Annotated in this window: 4 protein-coding genes; 1 reads left to right on the forward strand and 3 read right to left on the reverse strand. The window is 72.3% G+C overall.

Annotation, left to right across the window (positions count from 1 at the left end):
- The 3 genes from ACFCY1_RS22575 to ACFCY1_RS22585 all read right to left on the reverse strand — a co-directional run.
- Positions 1-17,277: amino acid adenylation domain-containing protein (locus ACFCY1_RS22575; RefSeq protein ID WP_375875768.1), on the reverse strand; the 17,277-nt coding region annotated here is incomplete at its 3' end.
- A 22-nt stretch (positions 17,278-17,299) separates the two neighbouring features.
- Positions 17,300-21,961 (reverse strand): amino acid adenylation domain-containing protein, encoded by a 4,662-nt coding sequence (locus tag ACFCY1_RS22580; protein ID WP_375875769.1) that lies wholly within the window; start codon positions 21,959-21,961, stop codon positions 17,300-17,302.
- A 56-nt stretch (positions 21,962-22,017) separates the two neighbouring features.
- Entirely contained in the window at positions 22,018-22,227 is a 210-nt protein-coding gene (locus ACFCY1_RS22585; protein ID WP_375875770.1) for an MbtH family protein, read from the reverse strand.
- Positions 22,228-22,538: 311 nt separating this feature from the next.
- On the opposite strand from ACFCY1_RS22585, the gene ACFCY1_RS22590 reads away from it, so the two are divergent.
- Entirely contained in the window at positions 22,539-23,474 is a 936-nt protein-coding gene (locus ACFCY1_RS22590) for a TauD/TfdA family dioxygenase (RefSeq protein WP_375875771.1), read from the forward strand.
- Positions 23,475-23,510: the final 36 nt, after the last annotated feature.

Here is a 23,510-nt window from a genome sequence, read left to right on the forward strand (position 1 = left end):
CAGGACCACCGAAGCGTCCCCCTCCGGGTCGGCCGCCATCGCCTCCAGCACCAACCGGTACATCGCACCGAAGCGATCCAGGGCCGCACGGCCGACGACGGCCGTGGAGGTCCCGATGTTGACGCGCCCGCCCGAGGCCACGACGCTGAGTGCGAACTCGTTGGTCGCGGACGTCAGGTTGGCGTCGACGTCGACGGTGTCGGTGTCGACCTGGTGGAAGTCCTGGTGCTCGAAGAGCATCGTGATCAGGCGCTCGCCGGTGCCGCTGTCGCGCTGGACGGCGGGCAGCGGGTAGCGGCGGTGGGCCCAGATCTCCGCTTCCTGGGCGTAGACCTGCTCCACCAGCTGGCGCCAGGTGCCGGACGGACGGGTGGCCGGGAACGGCAGGGTGTTCAGGTGCATGCCCAGCACCCGCTCGGCGCCCGGCGCCTCCAGACGGCCGTGGTAGACCACACCGGTGTGGAAGGCCTCCTCCGAGGTCAGCGAGCCCAGCACCTTCAGGTGCGCGGCCAGCAGCACGCTCTTCAGCGAGGTCCGGGCCCGGGTCGCCAGTCGGCGCAGGTCCTCCTCCAGGTCCTGGTACCGGACGTACACCCGGTGGACGTCCTCGGCGCTGCCCTGGTCGTCGGCCCAGGTCTCGGGGAGCCGGGCCGGGGCGTGGCCGGCGACGACGTCCTGCCAGAAGGCGCGGTCCTCCTCGGAGGCCAGCGACTCCAGCTCGGCCGCGATGAAGTCCGCGTAGCGGACCGACGGCGCCTCGTAGGCGGGCAGCTCACGGCCGTCGCGCAGGTACTGGTAGGACGCCAGCAGCTCCATGAGCAGCGAGTGGTAGCTCCAGCCCTCGGTGACGGCGTGGTTGTGGCTGAGGGTCAGCCGCCAGGCCTCGTCCGACTCCAGGTGCACCGCGACGCGCATCAGCGGCCCCACGGCCAGGTCGAAGCCCTCGGCCCGGTCCCGCTCGGCGAACGCACGGCCGCGCTCCTCGCGCTGCTGCTCGTCCAGGCCGCGCCAGTCGTGCACGGTCACCGGCAGCTGCGCGGTGGCGTGCACCAGCTGCAGCGGCTGGGAGTAGCCGCTCAGGTGCATCGAGGTGCGCAGGATGTCGTGCCGCTCGACGACGGCCTCGACGGCCCGGAGCATCGCGGGCTCGTCGAACGGGCGCTCGTCGGGAATCCGGAAGGAGGTGAGGTTGTGGTAGGTGCCCAGGCCGTCGGCCCGGAGCATCTCGACCAGGATGCCGGTCTGGACCTGCGACAGCGGGTAGGCGTCCACGACGCCCGCCGGCAGCAGGGCCCGGTCCCCGTCGCCGATCAGCGCGAACGGCTCCACGGCCTTGACGAGGGACTCGCCGCCCTGGCCGGTGAGGCCGGCCGCCATCGCGGCGATGGTGCGCGACTGGAACACGTCGCGGATCGAGACGTCGTACCCGGCGGTGCGCAGCGCGCCGACCAGCCGGACGGCACGGATGGAGTCGCCGCCGAGGTCGAAGAAGCTGTCCTCGACACCGACCCGGGCGACGCCCAGGACGTCCGACCAGATCGCCGCGAGCCGCTCCTCCACCGGGGTGCGCGGCGCCACGTGCTCGACCGTGGCGAAGGACGCCTGGTCGGGCGCGGGCAGCGCGCGGTGGTCGAGCTTGCCGTTGGGGGTCAGCGGGATCTCCGCCAGCGGCACGTAGGCGGCCGGGACCATGTAGTCCGGCAGCGAGGTGCGCAGGTGGGCCCGCAGGTCGCTCAGGTCGGCACCCTGCTCCGTCAGGATCAGGTAGGCGACCAGGGACTTCTCGCCGAGGGCGGTGGTGTGGACGGTGACCGCGGCGTCCCGCACCAGCGGGTGCCGGCGCAGGGTCGCCTCGATCTCGCCGAGCTCGATGCGGTAGCCGCGGATCTTCACCTGGCCGTCGATGCGGCCGAGCGACTGCAGGGTGCCGTCGGCCAGCCGGCGGGCCAGGTCGCCACTGCGGTACAGCCGCGAGCCGGCCGGACCGAACGGGTCCGGGGTGAACCGCTCGGCGGTCAGCTCCGGCCGGTCCAGGTAGCCGCGGGCCACGGCGGGCCCGCCGACGAAGATCTCACCGGGGACGCCGACCGGGACGAGCTGCCCCGCCGCGTCCAGCAGGTGGATGGTCATGTCGGCGAGCGGCGTGCCGATCGGGCTGTCCGCCGGGTGCGCCAGGTCGGCGTCGCCGACCCGGTGGTAGGTGGAGTGCACCGTGGTCTCGGTGATGCCGTACATGTTGATCAGCGCGGGGCGGTCCGTCCCGACGCGGCGCGTCCAGGGCAGCACCTCCAGGAGGTCGAGCCGCTCGCCGCCGAACACGATGGCGCGCAGGTTGAGCCGGTCGATGCGCGGGTCGCCGTCGGCGGCCATGGCCACCAGCGAGCGGAACGCGGTCGGGGTCTGGCACAGGATGGTGGCCCCGGTCCCGACCAGCAGGTCCACGAACTCCTCCGGCGAACGGATCACCGAGGAAGGGACGACGACGACGCGGCCGCCGTGCAGCAGCGCACCGTAGATCTCCCACACCGAGAAGTCGAAGGCGTAGGAGTGCGAGTGCGTGAAGACGTCGTCGGCACCGAAGCCGAACTGCTCACGGGTGGCGCCGAACAGGCGCAGGACGTTGGCGTGGCTGAGGGCGACGCCCTTGGGCTTGCCGGTGGAGCCGGAGGTGTAGATGACGTAGATCAGGTTGTCCGGGGTGACCGCGGTGGCCGGCGCGACGGCCGGAAGCCCGGCGATCAGCGCCTGCTCCGCCTCGTCGTCCAGCACCACGACCCGGCCCTCGAACGAGCCCGTCAGCCGGCCGGCCAGCGAGGACTCGGTCACCAGGATCCGGGCACCCGCGTCCTGAAGGATGTAGGACAGGCGCTCGTCCGGGTTCACCGGGTCCAGCGGCAGGTAGGCCGCACCCGACTTCATCACGCCCAGCAGGGTCGGAACCAGGTCCAGACCGCGCTCCAGCGAGACACCCACGAGGTCGTCCGGGCCGGCACCCAGCGCGACCAGGCGCTGCGCCAGCCTGTTGGCCCGCTCGTCCACCTCGGCGTACGTCAGCGACTCGGCGCCGAAGACCACCGCGACCGCGTCCGGAGTACGGACCGCCTGCTCCGCGAACACCTCGTGCAGGCAACCGTCGACCGGCACCTCCACCACAGCGTTCCACTCACCCACCAGCGAGGCCCGCTCCGCCCCCGGCAGGCACGCCACCGAGGCGTCCCCGTCGAAGTCCGCGACCATCGCCTCCAGCACCAGCCGGTACATCTCCGCCAGCCGCGCCAAGTTCCGCCCGCTCAGCACCTCGGTGGAGGCGGCCAGGTTGACGCGCTCGTGCGTGGCGATCACGGTCAGGCCGAACTCGTTGCTGCCGGTGTCCAGGCTGGACTCGGTGTCCACGGTGCCGGTGTCGACCTGGTGGAAGTCCTGGAAGTCGAACAGGGTGGTGACCAGGCGCTCGCCGGTGCCGCTGTCGCGCTGGATGGCGGGCAGCGGGTAGCGGCGGTGGGCCCAGATCTCCGACTCACGGGCGTAGACCTGCTCCACCACCTCACGCCAGGTGCCCGAGGCGCGCTGCGCCGGGAACGGCAGGGTGTTCAGGTGCATACCGAGCACCCGCTCCGCACCCGGCGCCTCCAGACGCCCGTGGTAGACCACACCGGTGTGGAAGGCCTCTTCCGAGGTCAGCGAACCCAGCACCTTCAGGTGCGCGGCCAGCAGCACACTCTTGAGCGACGTACGCGTCCGGGCAGCCAGCTCCCGCAGCTCCTCCGTCAGGTCGGCGAAGGAGGTGTGGGCCCAGTGCCGCTCGGCCGCCAGGCCGGTGTCGTCGGCCCAGGTGGCCGGGAGCTGGGCCGGGGCGTGGCCGGCGACGATGTCCTGCCAGTAGGCGCGGTCCTGCTCGGAGGCCAGCGACTCCAGCTCGGCCGCGATGAAGTCGGCGTAGCGGACCGACGGCGCCTCGTAGGCGGGCAGCTCACGGCCGTCGCGCAGCTCCCGGTAGGACGCCAGCAGCTCCATGAGGAGGCTGTTGACCGTCCAGCCCTCGGTGACGGCGTGGCAGTGGCTGAGGGTCAGGCGCCAGGCCTCGTCCGACTCCAGGTGGACGGCGAGCCGCATCAGCGGCGCCACGGCCAGGTCGAAGCCCTCGGCCCGGTCCTGCTCGGCGAACGCACGGCCGTGCTCCTCGCGCTGCTGCTCGTCCAGTCCGCGCCAGTCGTGGACGGTGAACGCGAACTCGGCCTCGGCGTGCACCAGCTGGAGCGGCTGGGAGTAGCCGCTGAGAGCCACGGAGGTGCGCAGCAGTTCGTGCCGCTGCGACACCACGGCCACGGCTTCGCGCAGCGCCTCCGGGGAGAAGGCCTGCTCGTCCGGGATCCGGAAGGAGTTGATGTTGTGGTAGGCCGACTCGCCGCGCTCCTGGGCGGCCAGCATCTCGACCAGCATGCCGGTCTGCACCTGCGACAGCGGGTAGGCGTCCACGACGCCCTCGGGCAGCGCGGCCCGGTCCCCGTCACCGATCAGCGCGAACGGCTCCACGGCGGTGACCAGCGACCCGTCGGTGGCCTGGCCGGTGACGCCGGCCGCCATCGCGGCGATGGTGCGCGACTGGAACACGTCGCGGATCGAGACGTCGTACCCGGCGGTGCGCAGCGCGCCGACCAGGCGGACGGCGCGGATGGAGTCGCCGCCGAGGTCGAAGAAGCTGTCCTCGACGCTGACCTTCTCCAGGCCCAGCACCTCACCCCACACCTCGGCGAAGCGCTCCTCCACCGGAGTGCGCGGCGCCACGTGCCGCGAGGCCGCGAACGCCGAGCGGTCCGGCGCGGGCAGCGCGCGGTGGTCGAGCTTGCCGTTGGGGGTCAGCGGGATCGCCTGGACCGCGACGTAGGCGGCCGGGACCATGTAGTCCGGCAGCGAACCGCGCAGGTGGGCCCGCAGGTCGGCGGCGTCCGATCCGCTCTCCTCGGCCGGGACCACGTAGGCGACCAGGACCTTCTCGCCGTCCTCGGAGGTGCGGGCGATCACGGCGGCGCTGCCGACGCTCGGGTGGGCGCGCAGCGCGGTCTCGATCTCGCCGAGCTCGATGCGGTAGCCGCGGATCTTCACCTGGCCGTCGATGCGGCCGAGCGATTCCAGGGTGCCGTCGGCCAGCCGGCGGGCCAGGTCGCCACTGCGGTACAGGCGCGAGCCGGCCGGGCCGAACGGGTCGGGGGTGAACCGCTCGGCGGTCAGCTCGGGGCGGTCCAGGTAGCCGCGGGCGACGGCGGGCCCGCCGACGAAGATCTCACCGGGGACGCCGACCGGGACGAGCTGCCCCGCCGCGTCCAGGACGTGGATCACGGTGTCGTCGAGCGGGATGCCGACCGGGCTGTCCGCCGGGTGCGCCAGGTCCTCCTCGGTGATCTGGCGGAAGGTGGAGTGCACCGTGGTCTCGGTGATGCCGTACATGTTGATCAGCGCGGGGCGCTGCGCACCGACCCGGTCGGTCCACGGCAGCAGCTGGGCGAGGTCGAGCCGCTCACCCGCGAAGACGACGGCGCGCAGGTTGAGCCGGTCGATGCGCGGGTCACCCTCGGCGGCCATGGCCACCAGCGAGCGGAACGCGGTCGGGGTCTGGCACAGGATGGTCGCCCTGGTCCCGACCAGCAGGCTCAGGAACTCGTCGGGCGAGCGGGTGACCGTCGCGGGGACGACCACCAGGCGGCCGCCGTGCAGCAGGGCACCCCACATCTCCCACACCGACACGTCGAAGGCGTAGGAGTGGAAGAGCGGCCAGACGTCCTGGGCGTCGAAGTGGTAGTGACGCTCACTGCTGGTGAACAGGCGCAGGACGTTGGCGTGGCTGAGGGCGACGCCCTTGGGCTTTCCGGTCGAGCCGGAGGTGTAGATGACGTAGATCAGGTTGTCCGGGGTGACCGCGGTGACCGGCGCGACGGCCGGAAGCCCGGCGATCAGCGCCTGCTCCGCCTCGTCGTCCAGCACCACGACCCGGCCCTCGAACGAACCCGTCAGCCGACCGGCCAACGAGGACTCGGTCACCAGGATCCGGGCACCCGCGTCCTGGAGGATGTAGGACAGACGCTCGTCCGGGTTCACCGGGTCCAGCGGCAGGTAGGCCGCACCCGACTTCATCACACCCAGCAGGGTCGGAACCAGGTCCAGACCGCGCTCCAGCGAGACACCCACGAGGTCGTCCGGGCCGGCACCCAGCGCGACCAGGCGCTGCGCCAGCCTGTTGGCCCGCTCGTCCACCTCGGCGTACGTCAACGACTCGGCGCCGAAGACCACCGCGACCGCGCCCGGAGTACGGACCGCCTGCTCCGCGAACACCTCGTGCAGGCAACCGTCGACCGGCACCTCCACCACAGCGTTCCACTCACCCACCAGCGAGGCCCGCTCCGCCCCCGGCAGGCACGCCACCGAGGCATCCCCGTCGAAGTCCGCGACCATCGCCTCCAGCACCAACCGGTACATCTCCGCCAGCCGCGCCAGGTTCCACCCGCTCAGCACCTCGGTGGTGCTGCCGATGGAGATCCGGCCGCGGGCCGCGGTGACGTTGACCGCGAACTCGTTCACGCCGTCGCCGATGTTGGCGTCGACGTCGACGGTGTCGGTGTCGACCTGGTGGAAGTCCTGGTGGTCGAAGAGCATCGTGATCAGGCGCTCGCCGGTGCCGCTGTCGCGCTGGATGGCGGGCAGCGGGTAGCGGCGGTGGGCCCAGATCTCCGACTCGCGGGCGTACACGCCCTCCACCAGTTCACGCCAGGTGCCGGACGGACGGGTGGCCGGGAACGGCAGGGTGTTCAGGTGCATGCCCAGCACCCGCTCCGCACCCGGCGCCTCCAGACGCCCGTGGTAGACCACACCGGTGTGGAAGGCCTCCTCCGAGGTCAGCGAACCCAGCACCTTCAGGTGCGCGGCCAGCAGCACACTCTTCAGCGAGGTGCGCGCGCGGGCGGCGAGTCGGCGCAGGTCCTCCTCCAGGTCCGCGAACGGTGCGTGGGCCCAGTGCCGCTCGACGGTGCCGGTGCTCTCGCCCCAGCCGGCGGGCACGAGCATGGGCGCGTGCCGGCCGATGACGTCCCGCCAGAAGGCGCGGTCCTGCTCGGAGGCCAGCGACTCCAGCTCGGCCGCGATGAAGTCGGCGTACCGGACGGCCGGCGCCTCCTCGTCAGTGGCCTCGCCCCGGTCGCGCAGCTGCTGGTAGGCGGCCACGATCTCGGTCATCAGGGAGTTGGCGGTCCAGCCCTCGGTCACCGCGTGGCAGTGGCTGAGGACCAGGCGCCAGGCCTCGTCCGACTCCAGGTGGACGGCGAGCCGGACCAGCGGGGCGGCGGTCACGTCGAACGGGGTGGCGCGGTCCAGCGCGGCGAACTCCGCGCGGGCGGCATCGAGCCCGGCCGCGTCGAGCTCGCGCAGGTCGTGCAGCGAGAGCGGCAGCTCGGCAATGGCATGGACGAACTGGAGCGGCTGCGAGTAGCCGGTCATCTCGACCGAGGTGCGCAGGATGTCGTGCCGCTGCACGACGTGCGCGAGGGCGGCGCGCAGCGTCTCCAGCTGGAAGGGCCGGGTGTCCGGGATCAGGAAGGAGTTGAGGTTGTGGTAGACGGCGGTGCCCGGGTTCGCCATCATCTCGACGAGCATGCCGGTCTGGACCTGCGACAGCGGGTAGGCGTCCACGACGCCCTCGGGCAGCGCGGCCCGGTCCTCGTCGCCGATCAGCGCGAACGGCTCCACCGTGGTGACCAGCGATGCGCCGGCCTCCTGACCGCTCAGCTTCTGAGCCAGGCGGGCGACGGTCCGCAGCTCGAAGACGTCCTGCACCGTCACGTCGTAGCCGGTGGCGCGCAGGGCGCCGACCAGGCGGACGACGCGGATGGAGTCGCCGCCGAGGTCGAAGAAGCTGTCCTCGATGCCGACCCGGGTGACGCTCAGGACGTCCGACCAGACGGCCGCCAGCCTCTCCTCCACCGGGGTACGCGGCGCCACGTACGCGGACTGCGCGAACGCGTCGGCGTCCGGGGCGGGCAGGGCCTTGTGGTCGACCTTGCCGCTGTTGGTCAGCGGGATGACGTCCAGGGCGACGAAGGCGGTCGGCACCATGTACTCGGGCAGCGAGCGGGCCAGGAACTCCCGCAGCGCGGCCGTGTCCGGAGCCGAGTCGTCAGCCGGGACCAGGTAGGCGACCAGGGACTTGTCACCCTGGGCGTCCTCGTGCGCGGCCACGACGGCGTCGCGGACGGAGGTGTGCTCGCGCAGGGCGCTCTCGATCTCGCCCAGCTCGATGCGGTAGCCGCGGACCTTCACCTGGCCGTCGATGCGGCCCAGGCACTCCAGGGTGCCGTCCGGGAGGACACGGGCCAGGTCACCGGTCGCGTAGAGGCGGGAGCCGGCCGGCCCGAAGGGGTCGGGGACGAACTTCTCCGCCGTCAGGTCCGGGCGGCCCAGGTACCCGCGGGCCAGACCGTCACCACCGATGAACAGCTCGCCGGTCACACCCTGCGGCACCGGGTTCAGGTCCACGTCCAGGACATGGAGCCGGGTGTTGGCCAGCGGGCCGCCGATCGAGACCTGCTCGACGCCGTCCGGGACCTCGCCCTGAGCGGACCAGATCGTCGTCTCGGTCGGACCGTAGACGTTCACCAGGCGGCCGACCTGCGGCAGCAGCTCCCGCGCCAGGCCGGCGGTCAGCGCCTCGCCGCCGACGAGCGCGGTGACGGCGTAGTTGTCGAAGCCGGCCTCGAGCAGCAGGCGCCAGCCCGACGGAGTCGCCTGGACGTGGGTGACCCGGTTTCGGGCCACCAGCTCGACGAGCGCGGCGGCGTCCTTGGCCTGTTCGGCCGAGGCCAGGACGATCTTCCCGCCGGTGATCAGCGGCAGGTGCAGCTCCAGACCCGAGATGTCGAACGACACCGAGGTCGAGGCCAGCCAGGTGCCCGGGCGGCCGGGGGTCACGTCGTCGCGGATCGAACCCAGCAGGTTCACCAGCGCACCGTGGCCGATCATCACACCCTTGGGACGACCGGTGGATCCGGAGGTGTAGAGGACGTACGCCAGTTCGTCGGCGGCCGGGGTGACGCCGTCCCAGCTCTCCTCGGAACCGCCGTCCAGCTCCAGCCACGGACCCGCGTACTCACCGAGCCGGCCGGCCGGGTCGGCGTCGGTCAGGACGAGCGCGGCACCCGAGTCGGTGAGCATGTAACCCACCCGCTCGGCCGGAAGCGACGGATCGACCGGGAGGTAGGCGGCACCCGCCTTCCAGACGCCCAGCATCGCCGCCAGGACACCCGGACCGCGGTCGAGGTACAGACCGACCACCGATCCGGACCCGACCCCCTGCCCGCGCAGCCGGCCCGCGATCCGCGAGGACCACGCGTCCAGCTCACCGTACGACACCCGCTCCCCGCCGAACACCACCGCAACCGCATCCGGCGAAGCAACCGCACGAGCGCGGAAGAGGTCGAGGGACAGCTCGCGCTGGTCTGGTTCCGTACGCATCCGAGGCACTGCGGTCTGCTCCAAGTGGGGTATGTAGGCGGCGGTGGCGTCGCCTTCGGGGTCCGAGGCCATGGCTTCGAGTACGAGCCGGTACATGGCGGAGAGCTGTTCGGCGCGATCCCGGCCGAGCTCGTCCGTGCTGGACTTGATCGCGAGGACACCGCCGGTGGCGATGACCGCGAGCGCGAACTCGTTGACGCCGACGCCCAGCCCCGCGCCGGCGTCCACGGTGCCGGTGTCGACCTGGTGGAAGTTCTGGTGGTCGAACATCACCGTGAGCAGGCGCTGGGAGGTGCCGCTGTCGCGCTGGACGGCGGGCAGCGGGTAGCGGCGGTGGGCCCAGGTCTCCGCCTCCTGCGCGAAGACCTGCTCCACCAGCTGGCGCCAGGTGCCGGACGGACGGGTGGCCGGGAACGGCAGCGTGTTCAGGTGCATGCCCAGCACCCGCTCCGCACCCGGCGCCTCCAGACGCCCGTGGTAGACCACACCGGTATGAAAGGCCCGCTCCGGGCTGAGCATGCTCAGCACCTTGAGGTGGGCGGCCAGCAGCACGCTCTTCAGCGAGGTGCTCGTGCGGCGCGCCAGCCGGCGCAGCCCGTCCTCCAGGTCGCGGTAGTCGACCTCCAGGCGGTAGGGCTCCTTCGCACCGCCCTGGGCGCGCCACCCCGACGGCAGCTCGAACGGCGTGTGGTCGGCGACGACGTTCCGCCAGAAGGCGCGGTCCTCCTCGGAGGCCAGCGACTCCAGCTCGGCCGCGACGAAGTCCGCGTACCGGACGGCCGGCGCCTCGTAGGCGGGCAGCTCACGGCCGTCGCGCAGGTGCTGGTAGGACGCCAGCAGCTCCATGAGCAGCGAGTGGTAGCTCCAGCCCTCGGCGATGGCGTGGTTGTAGGTGAAGGTCAGTCGCCAGGCCTCGTCCGACTCCAGGTGGATCGCGATCCGCAGCAGCGGAGCGGTCCCGAGGTCGAACGACTCGGCCTCCTCCCGGGCGGTGAAGGCCAGTAGTGCGGCACGCTGCTCGTCGGCCGTCAGACCCCGCAGGTCCTCGATGCGGACGGGGATCGTCGCCTCCGCATGCACCAGTTGCAGGGGCTGGCTGTACGTCTCGAAGTCCAGCGAGGTGCGCAGGGCCTCGTGGCGGCCGGTCACGACGGCGGCGGCCTTCGTGAGGGCGTCGAGGTCGAAGGGCGTGGTGTCCGGGATGCGGAAGGAGTTGATGTTCAGGTAGGCGGACTCGCCCCGGCCCTGGGCGGCCATCATCTCGACGAGCATGCCGGTCTGGATCTGCGACAGCGGGTAGGCGTCCACGACGCCCTCGGGCAGCGCGGCCCGGTCCCCGTCACTGATCAGCGCGAACGGCTCCACCGCGGTGACCAGCGATGCGCCGCCGTTCCCGGCGAGAACACCGGCGAGGCCGGCGATGGTGGTGTGGGTGAAGACCGTCCGGATGGAAGCCTCGTAGCCGGCGGCCCGCAGGGCGCCGACCAGACGGACGACGCGGATGGAGTCGCCGCCGAGCTCGAAGAAGCTGTCCTCGACACCGACCCGGGCGATGCCGAGCACGTCCGACCAGATGGCGGCCAGACGCTCCTCCAGCGGGGTGCGCGGGGCGACGATCTCGGCACTGGCGAAAGCGGTCTGGTCGACAACCGGAAGGGCCTTGTGGTCGACCTTGCCGCTGTTGGTCAGCGGGATGACGTCCAGGGCGACGAAGGCCGTGGGGACCATGTACTCGGGCAGCGAGCGGGCCAGGAACTCCCGCAGCGCGGCCGTGTCCGGAGCCGAGTCGTCGGCACTGACGACATAGGCGACCAGGGACTTGTCCCCGTGCGCGTCCTCCTGGGCCGTCACAACGGCGTCACGAACCCAGGCGTGCTCGCGCAGGGCGCTCTCGATCTCGCCGAGCTCGATGCGGTAGCCGCGCACCTTCACCTGACCGTCGACACGGCCCAGGCACTCCAGGGTGCCGTCCGCGAGGACGCGGGCCAGGTCACCCGTCGCGTACAGGCGGGAGCCGGCCAGCCCGAAGGGGTTCGGAACGAACTTCTCCGCCGTCAGCTCCGGACGGCCCAGGTAACCACGGGCCAGACCGTCACCACCGATGAACAGCTCACCCGTCACACCCTGCGGCACCAGCTGAAGGCCACCGTCCAGGACATGCAGCCGGGTGTTGGCCAGCGGACCACCGATCGAGACCCGCTCCACCCCCTCCGGGACCTCGCCCTGAGCGGACCAGATCGTCGTCTCGGTCGGACCGTAGACGTTCACCAGCCGGCCGACCTGCGGCAACAGCTCCCGCGCCAGGTCGGCGGTCAGCGCCTCGCCGCCGACGAGCGCGGTCACCGACACGCCCTCGAAGCCCGCCGCGAGCAGCAGACGCCAGCCCGACGGAGTCGCCTGGACATGCGTGACCTCGTTACGGGCCACCAGCTCCACCAGCGCCGTCGCGTCCTTGGCCTGCTCTGCCGAGGCCAGCACGATCGTCCCGCCGGTGATCAGCGGCAGGTGCAGCTCCAGGCCGGAGATGTCGAACGACACCGACGTCGAGGCCAGCCACGTACCCGCGCTTTCGCCCGTCACGTCGTCACGGATCGAACCCAGCAGGTTCACCAGCGCACCGTGGCCGATCATCACACCCTTGGGGCGACCGGTGGATCCGGAGGTGTAGAGCACGTAGGCAAGGTCGTCCGAAGCGGGAACGACCCCGTCCCAGGCGTCATCACCCGCACCGTCCAGCGCCAGCCACGGACCCGCGTACTCACCGAGCCGGTCCGTCGGGTCGGCGTCGGTCAGGACGAGTGCGGCACCCGAGTCGGTGAGCATGTAGCCCACCCGCTCGGCCGGAAGCGACGGATCGACCGGAACATACGCAGCCCCCGCCTTCCACACACCCAGCATCGCCGCCACAACACCCGGACCACGGTCCACAAACAGACCCACAACCGATCCGGACCCGACCCCCCGCCCACGCAGCCGGCCCGCGATCCGCGAGGACCACGCGTCCAGCTCGCCGTACGACACCCGCTCCCCACCGAACACCACCGCAACCGCATCCGGCGAAGCAACCGCACAAGCCCGGAACAACTCCAGAGCCGAACCCGCGCCCCACTCCACCACCGAACCACCACGCAGCAGAACAGCACGCTCCGCCTCCGGCAACACCACACCCGACGCATCCCCGTCCGGATCCGCCGCCATCGCCTCCAGCACCAGCCGGTACAGCGCACCCAGCCGCTCGAGTGCGGCCCGGCTCACGACGTCCGACGTCGTGTTGAGGGCGATGTGCCCGTCGGAGGCGGTCACGTTGAGCACGAACTCGTTGCCGCCGATGTCCTGCTGGACCGAGGTGCCGACGCTCGCGGTGCCGAGCTGGCCGAAGTCCTGGTACTCGAAGAGGACGGAGACGAGCCGCTCGCGGGTGCCGCTGTCGCGCTGGATGGCGGGCAGCGGGTAGCGGCGGTGGGCCCAGATCTCCGACTCCTGCGCGAAGACCCGCTCCACCAGCTCACGCCACGTCCCGGACGCGCGGGTGGCGGGGAACGGCAGCGTGTTCAGGTGCATGCCCAGCACCCGCTCCGCACCCGGCGCCTCCAGACGCCCGTGGTAGACCACACCCGCGTGAATGGCCTCCTCCGCACTGAGCATGCCCAGCACCTTCAGGTGCGCCGCCAGCAGCACGCTCTTCACCGAGGCCTTGGCGTCGTTGGCGAGCCGGTGCAGCTCCTCCTCCAGGTCGAGGAAGGGCACCCGTACGCCGTGCCGGTCGCGCGTACCGCCCTGCGGGTCGGCCCACGGCTCCGGCAGCCGCAGCGGCGCGTGCTCCGCCACCACGTCCTGCCAGAAGGCGCGGTCCTCCTCGGAGGCCAGCGACTCCAGCTCCGCCGCGACGAAGTCCGCGAACCGGACGGCCGGCGCCTCGTAGGCGGGCAGCTCACGGCCGTCGCGCAGCTCCCGGTAGCACTCCACCAGCTCCATCAGCAGCGTGTTCAGGGTCCAGCCGTCGGTGACGGCGTGGCAGTGGCTGAGGGTGAGCGACCAGGCGTCGTCCGACTCGATGTTCACGCCGACGCGCAGCAGCGGGGCGACGGTCAGGTCGAAGGCGCTGTCGCGCTCGTGGGCGAGGCCGGCGGCCTCGCGGCGTTCCTGCTCCGCGGTGTCCAGGCCGCGCAGGTCCTCGACGCGCAGCGGGAGGTCACCGGTCTCGGCGTGGACGAGCTGGAGCGGCTGGGAGTAGCCGTTGAGGTGGATGGACGTGCGCAGCACCTGGTGACGGTTCAGGACCTCCCGCAGGGCTCCGCGCAGCGCGTCCTGGTCGAGCGGGCGACCGTCGGCCATCCGGAAGAGGTTGACGTTGTGGTAGACGTCCTTGCCCGCGCCGTCGTCCTGGGCGGCCAGCATCTCGGCCAGCATGCCGGTCTGGATCTGCGACAGCGGGTAGGCGTCCACGACGCCCTCGGGCAGCGCGACGCGGTCCTCGTCGCCGATCAGCGCGAACGGCTCCACGGCGGTGACCAGCGACCCGTCGGCGGCCTGGCCGGCGAGGTGCTCGGCGAGGGACGCGACGGTGCGGTGCTGGAAGACGTCCCGGACGGTGAGGTCGTAGCCGGCGGTGCGCAGGGCGCCGACCAGGCGGACGACGCCGATGGAGTCGCCGCCGAGCTCGAAGAAGCTGTCGAGGACGCTGATGCGCTGCAGGCCGAGCACCTCGCCCCAGATCCCGGTCAGCTCCTCCTCGAGGGCGGTGGCCGGCGCGCGGTGGCCGCCGGCGGCCGCTTCGCCCGGGGCGGGCAGCGCGCGGTGGTCGACCTTGCCGTTTCCGGTCAGCGGGATGCTGTCGATGGCGACGAAGGCGGTCGGCACCATGTACTCGGGCAGCGCGGCGGCCAAGTGGGCGCGCAGCACCTCCGGGTCGAAGGCGTCGCCGTCGGCGGCGACCACATAGGCGGTGAGCCGCTTGTTGCCGGGGCTGGGTTCGCGCACGCTGACGACGGTGTCCCCGACGGTCGGGTGCAGGCGCAGGCGGGCCTCGATCTCGCCGAGTTCGATGCGGTAGCCGCGGATCTTGACCTGGTTGTCGATGCGGCCGAGGAAGTCCAGCGAGCCGTCCGCGAGCCAGCGGGCCAGGTCGCCGGCGCGGTAGAGGCGGGACCCGGCCGGGCCGAAGGGGTTGGGGACGAACTTCTCCGCCGTCAGGTCCGGGCGGCCCAGGTACCCGCGGGCCAGACCGTCGCCGCCGATGTAGATCTCGCCCGGCACCCCGACGGGGACGGGGGCGAGGTCGTCGGTGAGGACGTACATGGTGCTGTTGGGGATGGGCTCCCCGAGCGGGATGAGCTCGGCCGCGGGCAGGTCGGTGATCGGGCTGCCGGAGTTGCCGATGGTGATCTCGGTCGGGCCGTACTCCGAGCCGACCATGGTGCCGCCGGGGCCGGCGAGCCGCTGCCAGCGGTCGGCGAGCGAGGTGGGGAAGGTGTCGCCGGCCGCGATCACCAGGCCGGCGAGGCCGTGGGCCTGCTCGGGGGTGAGCTGGTGGGTGAGCAGGTCGAGGTGGCCGGGGGTGAGCTTGATGAAGCTGAACGGGCCGGCCGCCGCGAGGGCGGGGCCGAGGGTGGCGGTGTCGAGGTCCATCGGCATGAGGTGGACCGACTGGCCGGTGATCAGCGGGGTGAAGAGGTCGGGGATGCCGAGGTCGAAGGAGATGGAGGAGAACAGCGGCGCGCCGGCGTTCCCGTGGGCGGCGTACGAACCGACGGTCCACCGCAGGTAGTTGGCGAGGCCGTGCTGGTGGATCATGACGCCCTTGGGGCGCCCGGTGGAGCCGGAGGTGTAGATGACGTAGGCCAGCGCCTGCGGGTCGAGCGGGACGAGGGGGTCGGTGTCCGGCTGCTCGTCGACGAGGTACTGGTCCTGGTCGAGCACGAGGAAGGTGCCGTAGTGGATGCCGGCCAGGGTGGGGATGTGCTGACCGGTGGTGACCACGATCGACGCCTGGGTGTCCTCCAGCATGAAGCGGAGGCGGTCGATGGGGACGCTCGGGTCCAGCGGGAGGTAGGCGGCGCCGGCCTTCCAGATGCCGACCAGGGTGGGGACGAGGTGGACGTCGCGGTTCAGGCAGACGCCGATGAGCATGTCGGGGCGGGCGCCCAGTTCGAGCACGCACCGGGCGATCCGGTTGGACTGCTCGTCCAGCTCGCGGTAGGTGAGGTGCTCCTCGCCGACGACGACGGCGACCGCGTCGGGGGTGGCGACGGCCTGGGCGCGGATCAGGTCGACGGTGAGCTGCGGCCGCTCGGCGGCTCCGCCGTCGGCCCAGGTGCCGAGCACCAGGCGGCGCTCCTCCTCGGGGAGGATCTCCAAGGTGGACAGCGGCGCCCCGGGGTCGGCGGTGGCGCTCTCCAGCACCTGGACGTACTGGCGGGCGAAGCGCTCGGCGGTGGTCCGGTCGAACAGCGCGGTGGCGAAGTCCAGCCGGGCGTTGAGCGGGCCGTCCTGGACGTCCTCGACGTCCAGGGTGAGGTCGACCTTGGCGATGCCCTCACCGGATTCGCGCCGCACGGAGACGCCGGGCAGCTCCAGGCCGGCGTCACGCTGCTCGCGCATGATGAAGTCGACCTGGTAGAGCGGGGTGCGGGAGAGGTCGCGCTCGGGCTGCAGCTCGTCCACGAGGCGGGCGAACGGCACGGCCTGGTGTTCGTACGCGTCGAGGACGGTGCCGCGGCCAGCGGTGACCAGTTCGGCGAAGGACGGGTCGCCGGTCCAGGCGGCGCGGGCCACCAGGACGTTGATGCCGTAGCCGACGAGTTCCTGCAGCTCGGGGCGGTTGCGTCCGGAGACGGTCACGCCGACCGGGATGTCGGTGCTGCGGGTGTAGCGGGAGAGCAGCACCTGGTAGGCGGTGAGCAGGACGACGAAGCGGGTGACGCCGTGCCGGCGGGCGAGTTCGCCGACGCGCCCGGCCAGGTCGGCCGGGATGCTGAACGGCACCGAGGCGCCGCTCGGGTCGCGCAGGGCGGGCCGCTGACGGTCGGTGGGCAGGTCCAGTACCGGCAGACCGGCGAGCTGCTCGCGCCAGTAGGAGAGCTGGCGCTCCAGGGCGGGGCCGCTCAGTTCGCCGCGCTGCCAGGCCGCATAGTCGGCGTACTGGAGGGGCAGCGGGGCCGGCTGGTCGTCCTGGCCGGTGACGGCCGCGCGGTAGAACCGGTCCAGCTCCCGCGTGACGATGCCCACCGACCAGGCGTCGCAGGCGATGTGGTGGAGGGTGACGACGAGCAGGTGGTCGTCGTCGGCCAGGGTGAACAGCTTCGCCCGCACCGGCCACTCGCGCTCCAGGTCGAAGGGGGCGGTGGCCTCCTCCTCCGCCAGGGCGCGGGCCCGCACCTCCCGGTCGTCGGCCGGGAGGTGCGACAGGTCGACGACGGCGATGTCCAGCGGCCGGGCCGCGTCGACCCGCTGCACCGGGCGCTCGCCCACCAGCGCGTACCGGGTGCGCAGGATCTCGTGCCGTGCCACGATCCGGTCCCAGGCGGTGCGCAGGGCGCCGACGTCCAGCGCGCCGGTCAGCCGCAGCGCCAGCGGGACGAGGTACTCAGGGCTCTCGGGGTCCATCCGGTTGAGGACCCACATCTGCTCCTGACCGAACGAGAGCGGCAGCGGCTGCTCGCGGTCGGCGGCGGTGATGGCCGGCCGGTGGTTGCCGCGCTTGCCCGCCAGGCGGCGGCGCAGCAGCTCCTCCCGCAGGTTGGCCGCGTTCTGCTTGGTGGACGACTTGTCGCCGGTGTTCATGATCCCTGGTCTCCCGCCAGCGCTAGTTGTCGATGAGCTCGGAGTCGGCAAGCCGCTCGATCTCCGCCTTGATCTCGTTCTCGATCGCCTCGGCCAGTCCGCGGACCGTAGGCATGTCGAACACCGTTCGAATGGTGAGGTTGACGTCGAACTCGTCCTGGAGCTGCGCGGTCATGCGGATCGCGAGGATCGAGTGGCCGCCGATCTCGAAGAAGCTGTCCAGGACGCTGACCCGTTCCAGGCCGAGGATGTCCGCCCAGATCTCGGCGATGCGCTCCTCGGTGGGGGTGGCCGGCGCGCAGTGGTCGCCGACCGGAGCCTCGACGGCGGGCAGGGCCCGGTGGTCCAGCTTCCCGTTCGAGGTCAGCGGGATGGCCAGCAGCTCCGCGACGGTGGCGGGGACCATGTACTCCGGCAGCGCCCCGGCCAGGTGGGCGCGGATGGCCTGAGGGTCGGCGGTGCCGCTCTCGGGGACGACGTAGGCGGCGAGGGACTTCTCCCCCCGGTCGTCCGTGCGCAGTACGACCACGGCGTCCCTGATGCCCGGGATCGCGGTCAACTGGGCCTGGATCTCGCCGAGTTCGATCCGGTAGCCGCGCAGCTTGACCTGATCGTCGATGCGGCCGAGGAACTCGATGGCGCCGTCGGGGAGCCGGCGGGTCAGGTCGCCGGTGCGGTACAGCCGGGAGCCGGCCGGGCCGAACGGGTCCGGAACGAACTTCTCCGCGGTCAGGTCCGGCCGGCCGAGGTAGCCGCGGGCCACTCCGTCGCCGCCGATGTGGAGCTCGCCGGCGACCCCGACCGGGGCGAGCCGGCCGTTGCCGTCCAGGACGTAGCCGGTGGTGTTGGGCAGGGAGCCGCCCAGCGGCACCGGCTGGTCGTAGGCGGTGACCACCGGGTGGGCGGTGGAGCCGATCGACGCCTCGGTCGGCCCGTACTCGTTGATGAGCCGGCCTGCGCCGAGGATCTCCCGCCAGTGGTTGGCGGTGCGGGCGGTCAGCGCCTCACCGGCGACCAGGATCAGCCGGGCGAGCCGCTCGCACTGTTCGGCGGTGAGCTGGTGGCTGAGCAGTTCCAGGTGGCCGGGGGTGAGCTTGACGAAGCTGAACGGGCCGGCCGCCGCGAGGGCGGGGCCGAGGCCGGACAGGTCCAGGTCGGCCGGCAGGACGTGCACCGGCTGCCCCGTGATCAGGGGGACATAGAGATTGGTCGCCGGGAGGTCGAAGGCGACGGAGGAGAACAGCGGGGCGCCGCCCTCGCCGGTGACCAGGTCGCGGGCCGCCCAGCGCAGGTGGTTGACCAGGCCGTGCTGGGTGACCATGACGCCCTTGGGCTTGCCGGTCGAGCCCGAGGTGTAGATGACGTAGGCGAGGTGGTCCGGGTCGCCGGGGCGCGCCGGGGCGTCGGCGCGGCGGGCCGCGATGGCCTGCTCGTCCCGGTCGACGAAGACCCGGGCGCCGGCGAAGGACTCGGTGAGGGCGGTGAGCGGGGACTCGGTGACCAGGACGGGGGCGCCGCAGTCGGCCAGGACATGGCTCAGCCGCTCGGCCGGGTTGGCCGGGTCCAGCGGGACGTAGCCGGCCCCGGCCTTCCAGACGCCGAGCAGGGCGGTGACCAGCCCGGGGCCCCGCTCCAGGCAGACGCCGACCAGGGTGTCCGGGCGGGCACCGTTGGCGATGAGGTGGTGGGCCATCCGGTTGGCCTGCTCGTCGAGCTCCCGGTAGGTGAGCACCTGTCCGCCGCTGATCAGGGCGGGGGCGTCGGGGGTCTCGGCGGCACGGGCCTCGAACAGGTCGATGACCGAGCCGGGCTCCCACGTCTGCCGGGTGTCGTTCCAGCCGGTCGACAGCTCCTCGCGCTCGGCGTCGGTGAGGATGTCCAGCTCGGCGAGCGCCGAACCGGGGTCGGTGACGGCGGACTCCAGCAGCCGCAGGAAGTGGTCGGCCAGCCGCTCGATCGTGGCGTGCTCGAACAGCGAACTGGCGTATTCGAAGGCGCCGGTCCAGCTGCCGTCGGCCTCCGCGCGGACGTACAGGGTCAGGTCGGTCTTGGCGACCCGGCGGGCGTCGCGCAGGAAGCCGATGTCCTCGCGGTCGGGCATGCCCGCGGCCAGCTGCTCGTCGTGCATGTTGAACGCGACCTGGTACAGCGGGGTCCGGGAGAGGTCGCGCTCGGGCCGCAGCTCCTCGACCAGGTGCTCGAACGGCAGGTCCTGGTGGGCGAAGGCGGACAGGCAGGAGGTGCGGACGTCCTGCAGGGCGGTGGCGAAGGACTGCCGGTCGTCGAGGCGGCAGCGCAGCACCAGGGAGTTGAGGAAGAAGCCGACCATGGGCTCGGTCTCGGCGCGGGTGCGGCCGGCGACCGGCGCGCCCACCACGACGTCCCACTGCCCGGTGTGCCGGGCGAGCAGGGTGCCGAAGGTGGTGAGCAGGGTCATGAACGGGGTGGCCTCGTGCCGGCGGCCGAACGCCTTGGCCGCGGCGGCCAGCGGGCCGGGGACGGTGAAGGTGACGACGCCGCCGCGCCCGTCGCGCTCGGCCGGGCGGGGGTGGTCGACGGGCAGTTCCAGCGGGGCGGCCCCGGCCAGGGCGGTCCGCCAGTGGTCGAGGCTCTCGGCGAGCCTCTCCTTGCTGCGCCACTCCTGCTGCCAGGCGGCGAAGTCGGCGTACTGCAGGTGGAGTTCGGGCAGCTCGGCGCTGCGGCCCGCGCGGTGCGCCTCGACCAGCTCGCGGAACTCGCTCTCCAGGACCGCGGTGGACCAGCCGTCGCAGGCGATGTGGTGGAAGGTGATCAGGAGCAGCTGGTCGCCGTCGCCCTCACCGCAGAGCAGGGCCCGCCACAGGCGCCCGGAGGAGAGGTCGAAGCCGGTGTCGAACTGCTCCTGGCAGGCCGTGAGCAGCTCCTCGCGGGTGCCCTCGACGACCTTCAGCTCGATCGGCCGGTGGGCCTCGACGACCTGCAGCGGCTCGCCGTCCTGGCTCAGGTAGCGGGTGCGCAGGGCCTCGTGGCGCTCGCCGAGGGCGTCGAGGGCGGCCCGGACGGCCTCCGGCCCGGTGTCCGCGGCCACGCGCAGGGACAGCGAGGAGACCCATTCCGGGCTCTGCGGCTGCATCGAGTCCATGAACCACAGGCGGCGCTGGCCGTAGGACAGCGGCAGCGCGGTGTCGCGCGGCACGGCGGTGACGGCGGGCGGGGTCGCCCGGTCGGCGCCGCCGTCGGGATCGATCAGGCGGGCCTGCTCGCGCACGGTCACCGCGGTGAACAGGTCGGTGAGGGCGATCTGACGGCCGGTCGCCGCGCGCAGCTGCTCGGCGAGCTGGGTGATGACCAGCGAGTAGCCGCCGAGCTGGAAGAAGTTGTCGTCGGCGCCGACCCGCTCCACCTCCAGGAGGCGGGACCACGCCTGGGCGACGATCTGCTCGGCCTCGGTGGCGGGGGCCGTGTAGGGCGGGCGCCCCGCGGTGCGCGGTGCCTGCCGGTCGTCGCCGGCGGTGGCGGTGACCTCTCCGGTGCGGCCCAGGTACTCCAGGGCGCCGTCGGTGCGCCAGCGGGCCAGGTCGCCGGTGCGGTGGAGGCGGGAGCCGGGGGGACCGTACTGGGCGGGGACGAGGGCCGCCGCGGTCAGGGCGGGGGCGCCCAGGTAGCCGTGGGGGGCACCGAGGCCGGCGACGTGGATCTCGCCGGGGACACCCGGCGGGACCGGGCTGCCCTCCTCGTCCAGGACGAGGACGCGGACGTTGTCGATCGGACGCCCGAGGACGGCGTGGGGCGCGTCCTGCCCGGCGTCGAAGGGGTGGGCGGTGACGGCGAGGGCGCCCGGTCCGTAGACGTGCCAGAGCGCGGCCCCGGGCAGGGCCTTGAGAACCGACCGGCCGAGGTCCGCCTCCAGCGGGGTGCCCACGGCGAGCACGAGCCTGACGGCGGAGCGGTCCGCCGTCTCCTGGCCGCCCACCAGGTCGGCGAGCAGGTCGGGAGTGGCCGGCAGGACGGTCACCGCCTGTCCGGCGACGAGGTGCGCCAGCCGTCCCGGATCGGCGGCCTCCTCCGGCGTCGCCAGCACCGCGGTCGCGCCGGCGGCCAGTGCGGTGAACACCGGCCACGGGGCGTCGACGGCGCGGTCCAGGTGGAGGATCCGGTCGGCGGCGCCGATCCCGTGCCGGCGCGCCGTCCAACGGACCTGGTTGGCCAGGGCCGCGTGCTCGACGACCAGAGCCGTGCCGTCCGGGCCCCGGCTCACCCAGGCGCTCTCCGAGGTCGCCCCGGGGTCGGTCGCCGGGAAGAACGAGATGTCCTCCTCGTCCGCGTCCAGGAGCACCACCCGCACGCCCTCGCCCGCCACCTCGGCCGCGAACCGCTCCAGGGTGAGGACGACGCCGACGGCGCTGCCCTGCTGGATCCGGCGCAGGTGCGCGGCCGGCCCGTCGGCGTCCAGCGGCACGGCGACCGCGCCGGCCCGCCAGACGCCGAGGACGGCCGACGGCAGCTCGGCACTGTGCGGCAGATGGGTGCCGACCAGGCTCTCCGGGCGGACACCGGCGTCGCGCAGGTAGTGCGCGAGCCGGTTGGCCGCCTCGTCGAGCGCCGCGTAGGTGATCTCCTGGTTGCCGTGGCGAACGGCGACCGTGTCCGGAGCCTGGGCTGCCAGGTCCGCGATGAGACGGGTGAGGGGCGTCTGACGTGCCACGAGTGCTCCGAGCGTGGTCAGGAGGGACGGGGAAAGGGGGTGGGGAGGGGGGAGGGTCAGGCGGCGTTCTCGGCCATGCGCTGACGCAGGCTCAGCGGGCGCATGTCGGTCCACACCGTGCCGATGTGGGACAGGCATTCCTCCTTGGTGCCGCGGGTACCTTCGGCGCGCCAGCCGGCGGGCAGCTCGCGCTCGGCCCGCCAGATCGAGTACTGCTCCTCGTCGTTGAGCACGACCAGGTACTCCTGCGCGTTCTGCTCGGACATTTCGCTCCCAATACGTGTCTTCGTCCGCCTGGTGACGGACGGCGGCAATGCTTGAATACCTACTCTCCGAGTGGCCCTATAGGTGGTCTATATCTCACCCCGAGCGGCGCGGACGAGCCTCCAGATATGTGACATGGACACTCGGAATTTACGCATATGCCCAGGTCAGAGCGATTGGATCGGCCCTATATTCAACGGATTGAATTTTGTAGACGGAATATAGAAAAGCGAAAGATCCTCTCTACTCAGTGATTCCGTGCGCTGCTCGCGGCGGAGGTGCCGCCGATGGCGGAGAAAGGGAAAAGGCTGTGATGACGGATCGCCTGGCGTGGAAGCCCCTGGAGATCGGCCCGGAGAGTTCGGGCGTGGCCGGCGACGCGGAGGGGCTCCTCGCCGAGCTCCGGCGAACGGATGTCGCCGCGCTGCTGACCGAACGGAAGGCACTGGTGTTCCGGGGCTTCGGCATCACCGAGGAGACGCTCGGCACCGTCATGGACGAACTGCTGCCGAACCGGGCGGCCTACGTCCACGGGAACTCACCGCGGACCAAGGTCGGCCGGAACGTGTACACCTCGACGGAGTACCCGGCCGAGTTCGTCATCTCGATGCACAACGAGCTCTCGTACGCCCATGCCTGGCCGGAGCGGCTGCTGTTCTTCTGCGCCGTCCAGCCCGGGACCGGCGGGGCCACCCCGGTGGTCGACGCCGCGCTGTGGCTGGAGTCGCTGGACGCCGAGGTGCGCGAGGCCTTCGCGGGCGGCGTCCGCTACACCCAGAACCTGCACGGCGGCCGCGGTCTCGGCAAGAGCTGGCAGGAGACCTTCGAGACCGACGACCCGGCGGAGGTCGAGCGGTTCCTGGCCGGCGCCGAGGCCGAGTGGCAGTGGCGTCCCGGCAACGCCCTGCGCGTGGTCCAGAACCGCCCCGCCACCGTGAGGCACCCGGTCACCGGCGCGGAGGTCTGGTTCAACCAGGCCGACCAGTGGCACCCGGCGATGCTCGGCGCGGACGCCGCCGCCCTGGCCAGGGTGATGCCCGCCGACGAGCTGCCGCAGTCGGTGAGCTTCGCCGACGGCGGCGCCATCCCGCCCGAGTACGTCACGCAGATCCGCGACCGCGGTCTGGAGGCCGCGGTCGACGTGGACTGGCGCACCGGCGACCTGCTGCTGATCGACAACCTCCTGGTCGCCCACGGCCGCCGGCCCTTCACCGGCGACCGGCGCGTCCTGGTGGCGATGTCCAGCTGAGGCCCTGACCGCCCGTACGGCCCCTAGAAGATCGGG

Origin of the sequence: Kitasatospora sp. NPDC056273 (assembly GCF_042268845.1) — a bacterium.
In the GTDB taxonomy this organism is placed as follows: Bacteria; Actinomycetota; Actinomycetes; order Streptomycetales; family Streptomycetaceae; genus Kitasatospora.

Excerpts from the sequence above, each read along its gene's own strand:
- ACFCY1_RS22585 (WP_375875770.1), bottom strand. The coding sequence starts at position 22,227 with ATGTCCGAGCAGAACGCGCAGGAGTACCTGGTCGTGCTCAACGACGAG.
- ACFCY1_RS22590 (WP_375875771.1), top strand. The coding sequence starts at position 22,539 with ATGACGGATCGCCTGGCGTGGAAGCCCCTGGAGATCGGCCCGGAGAGT.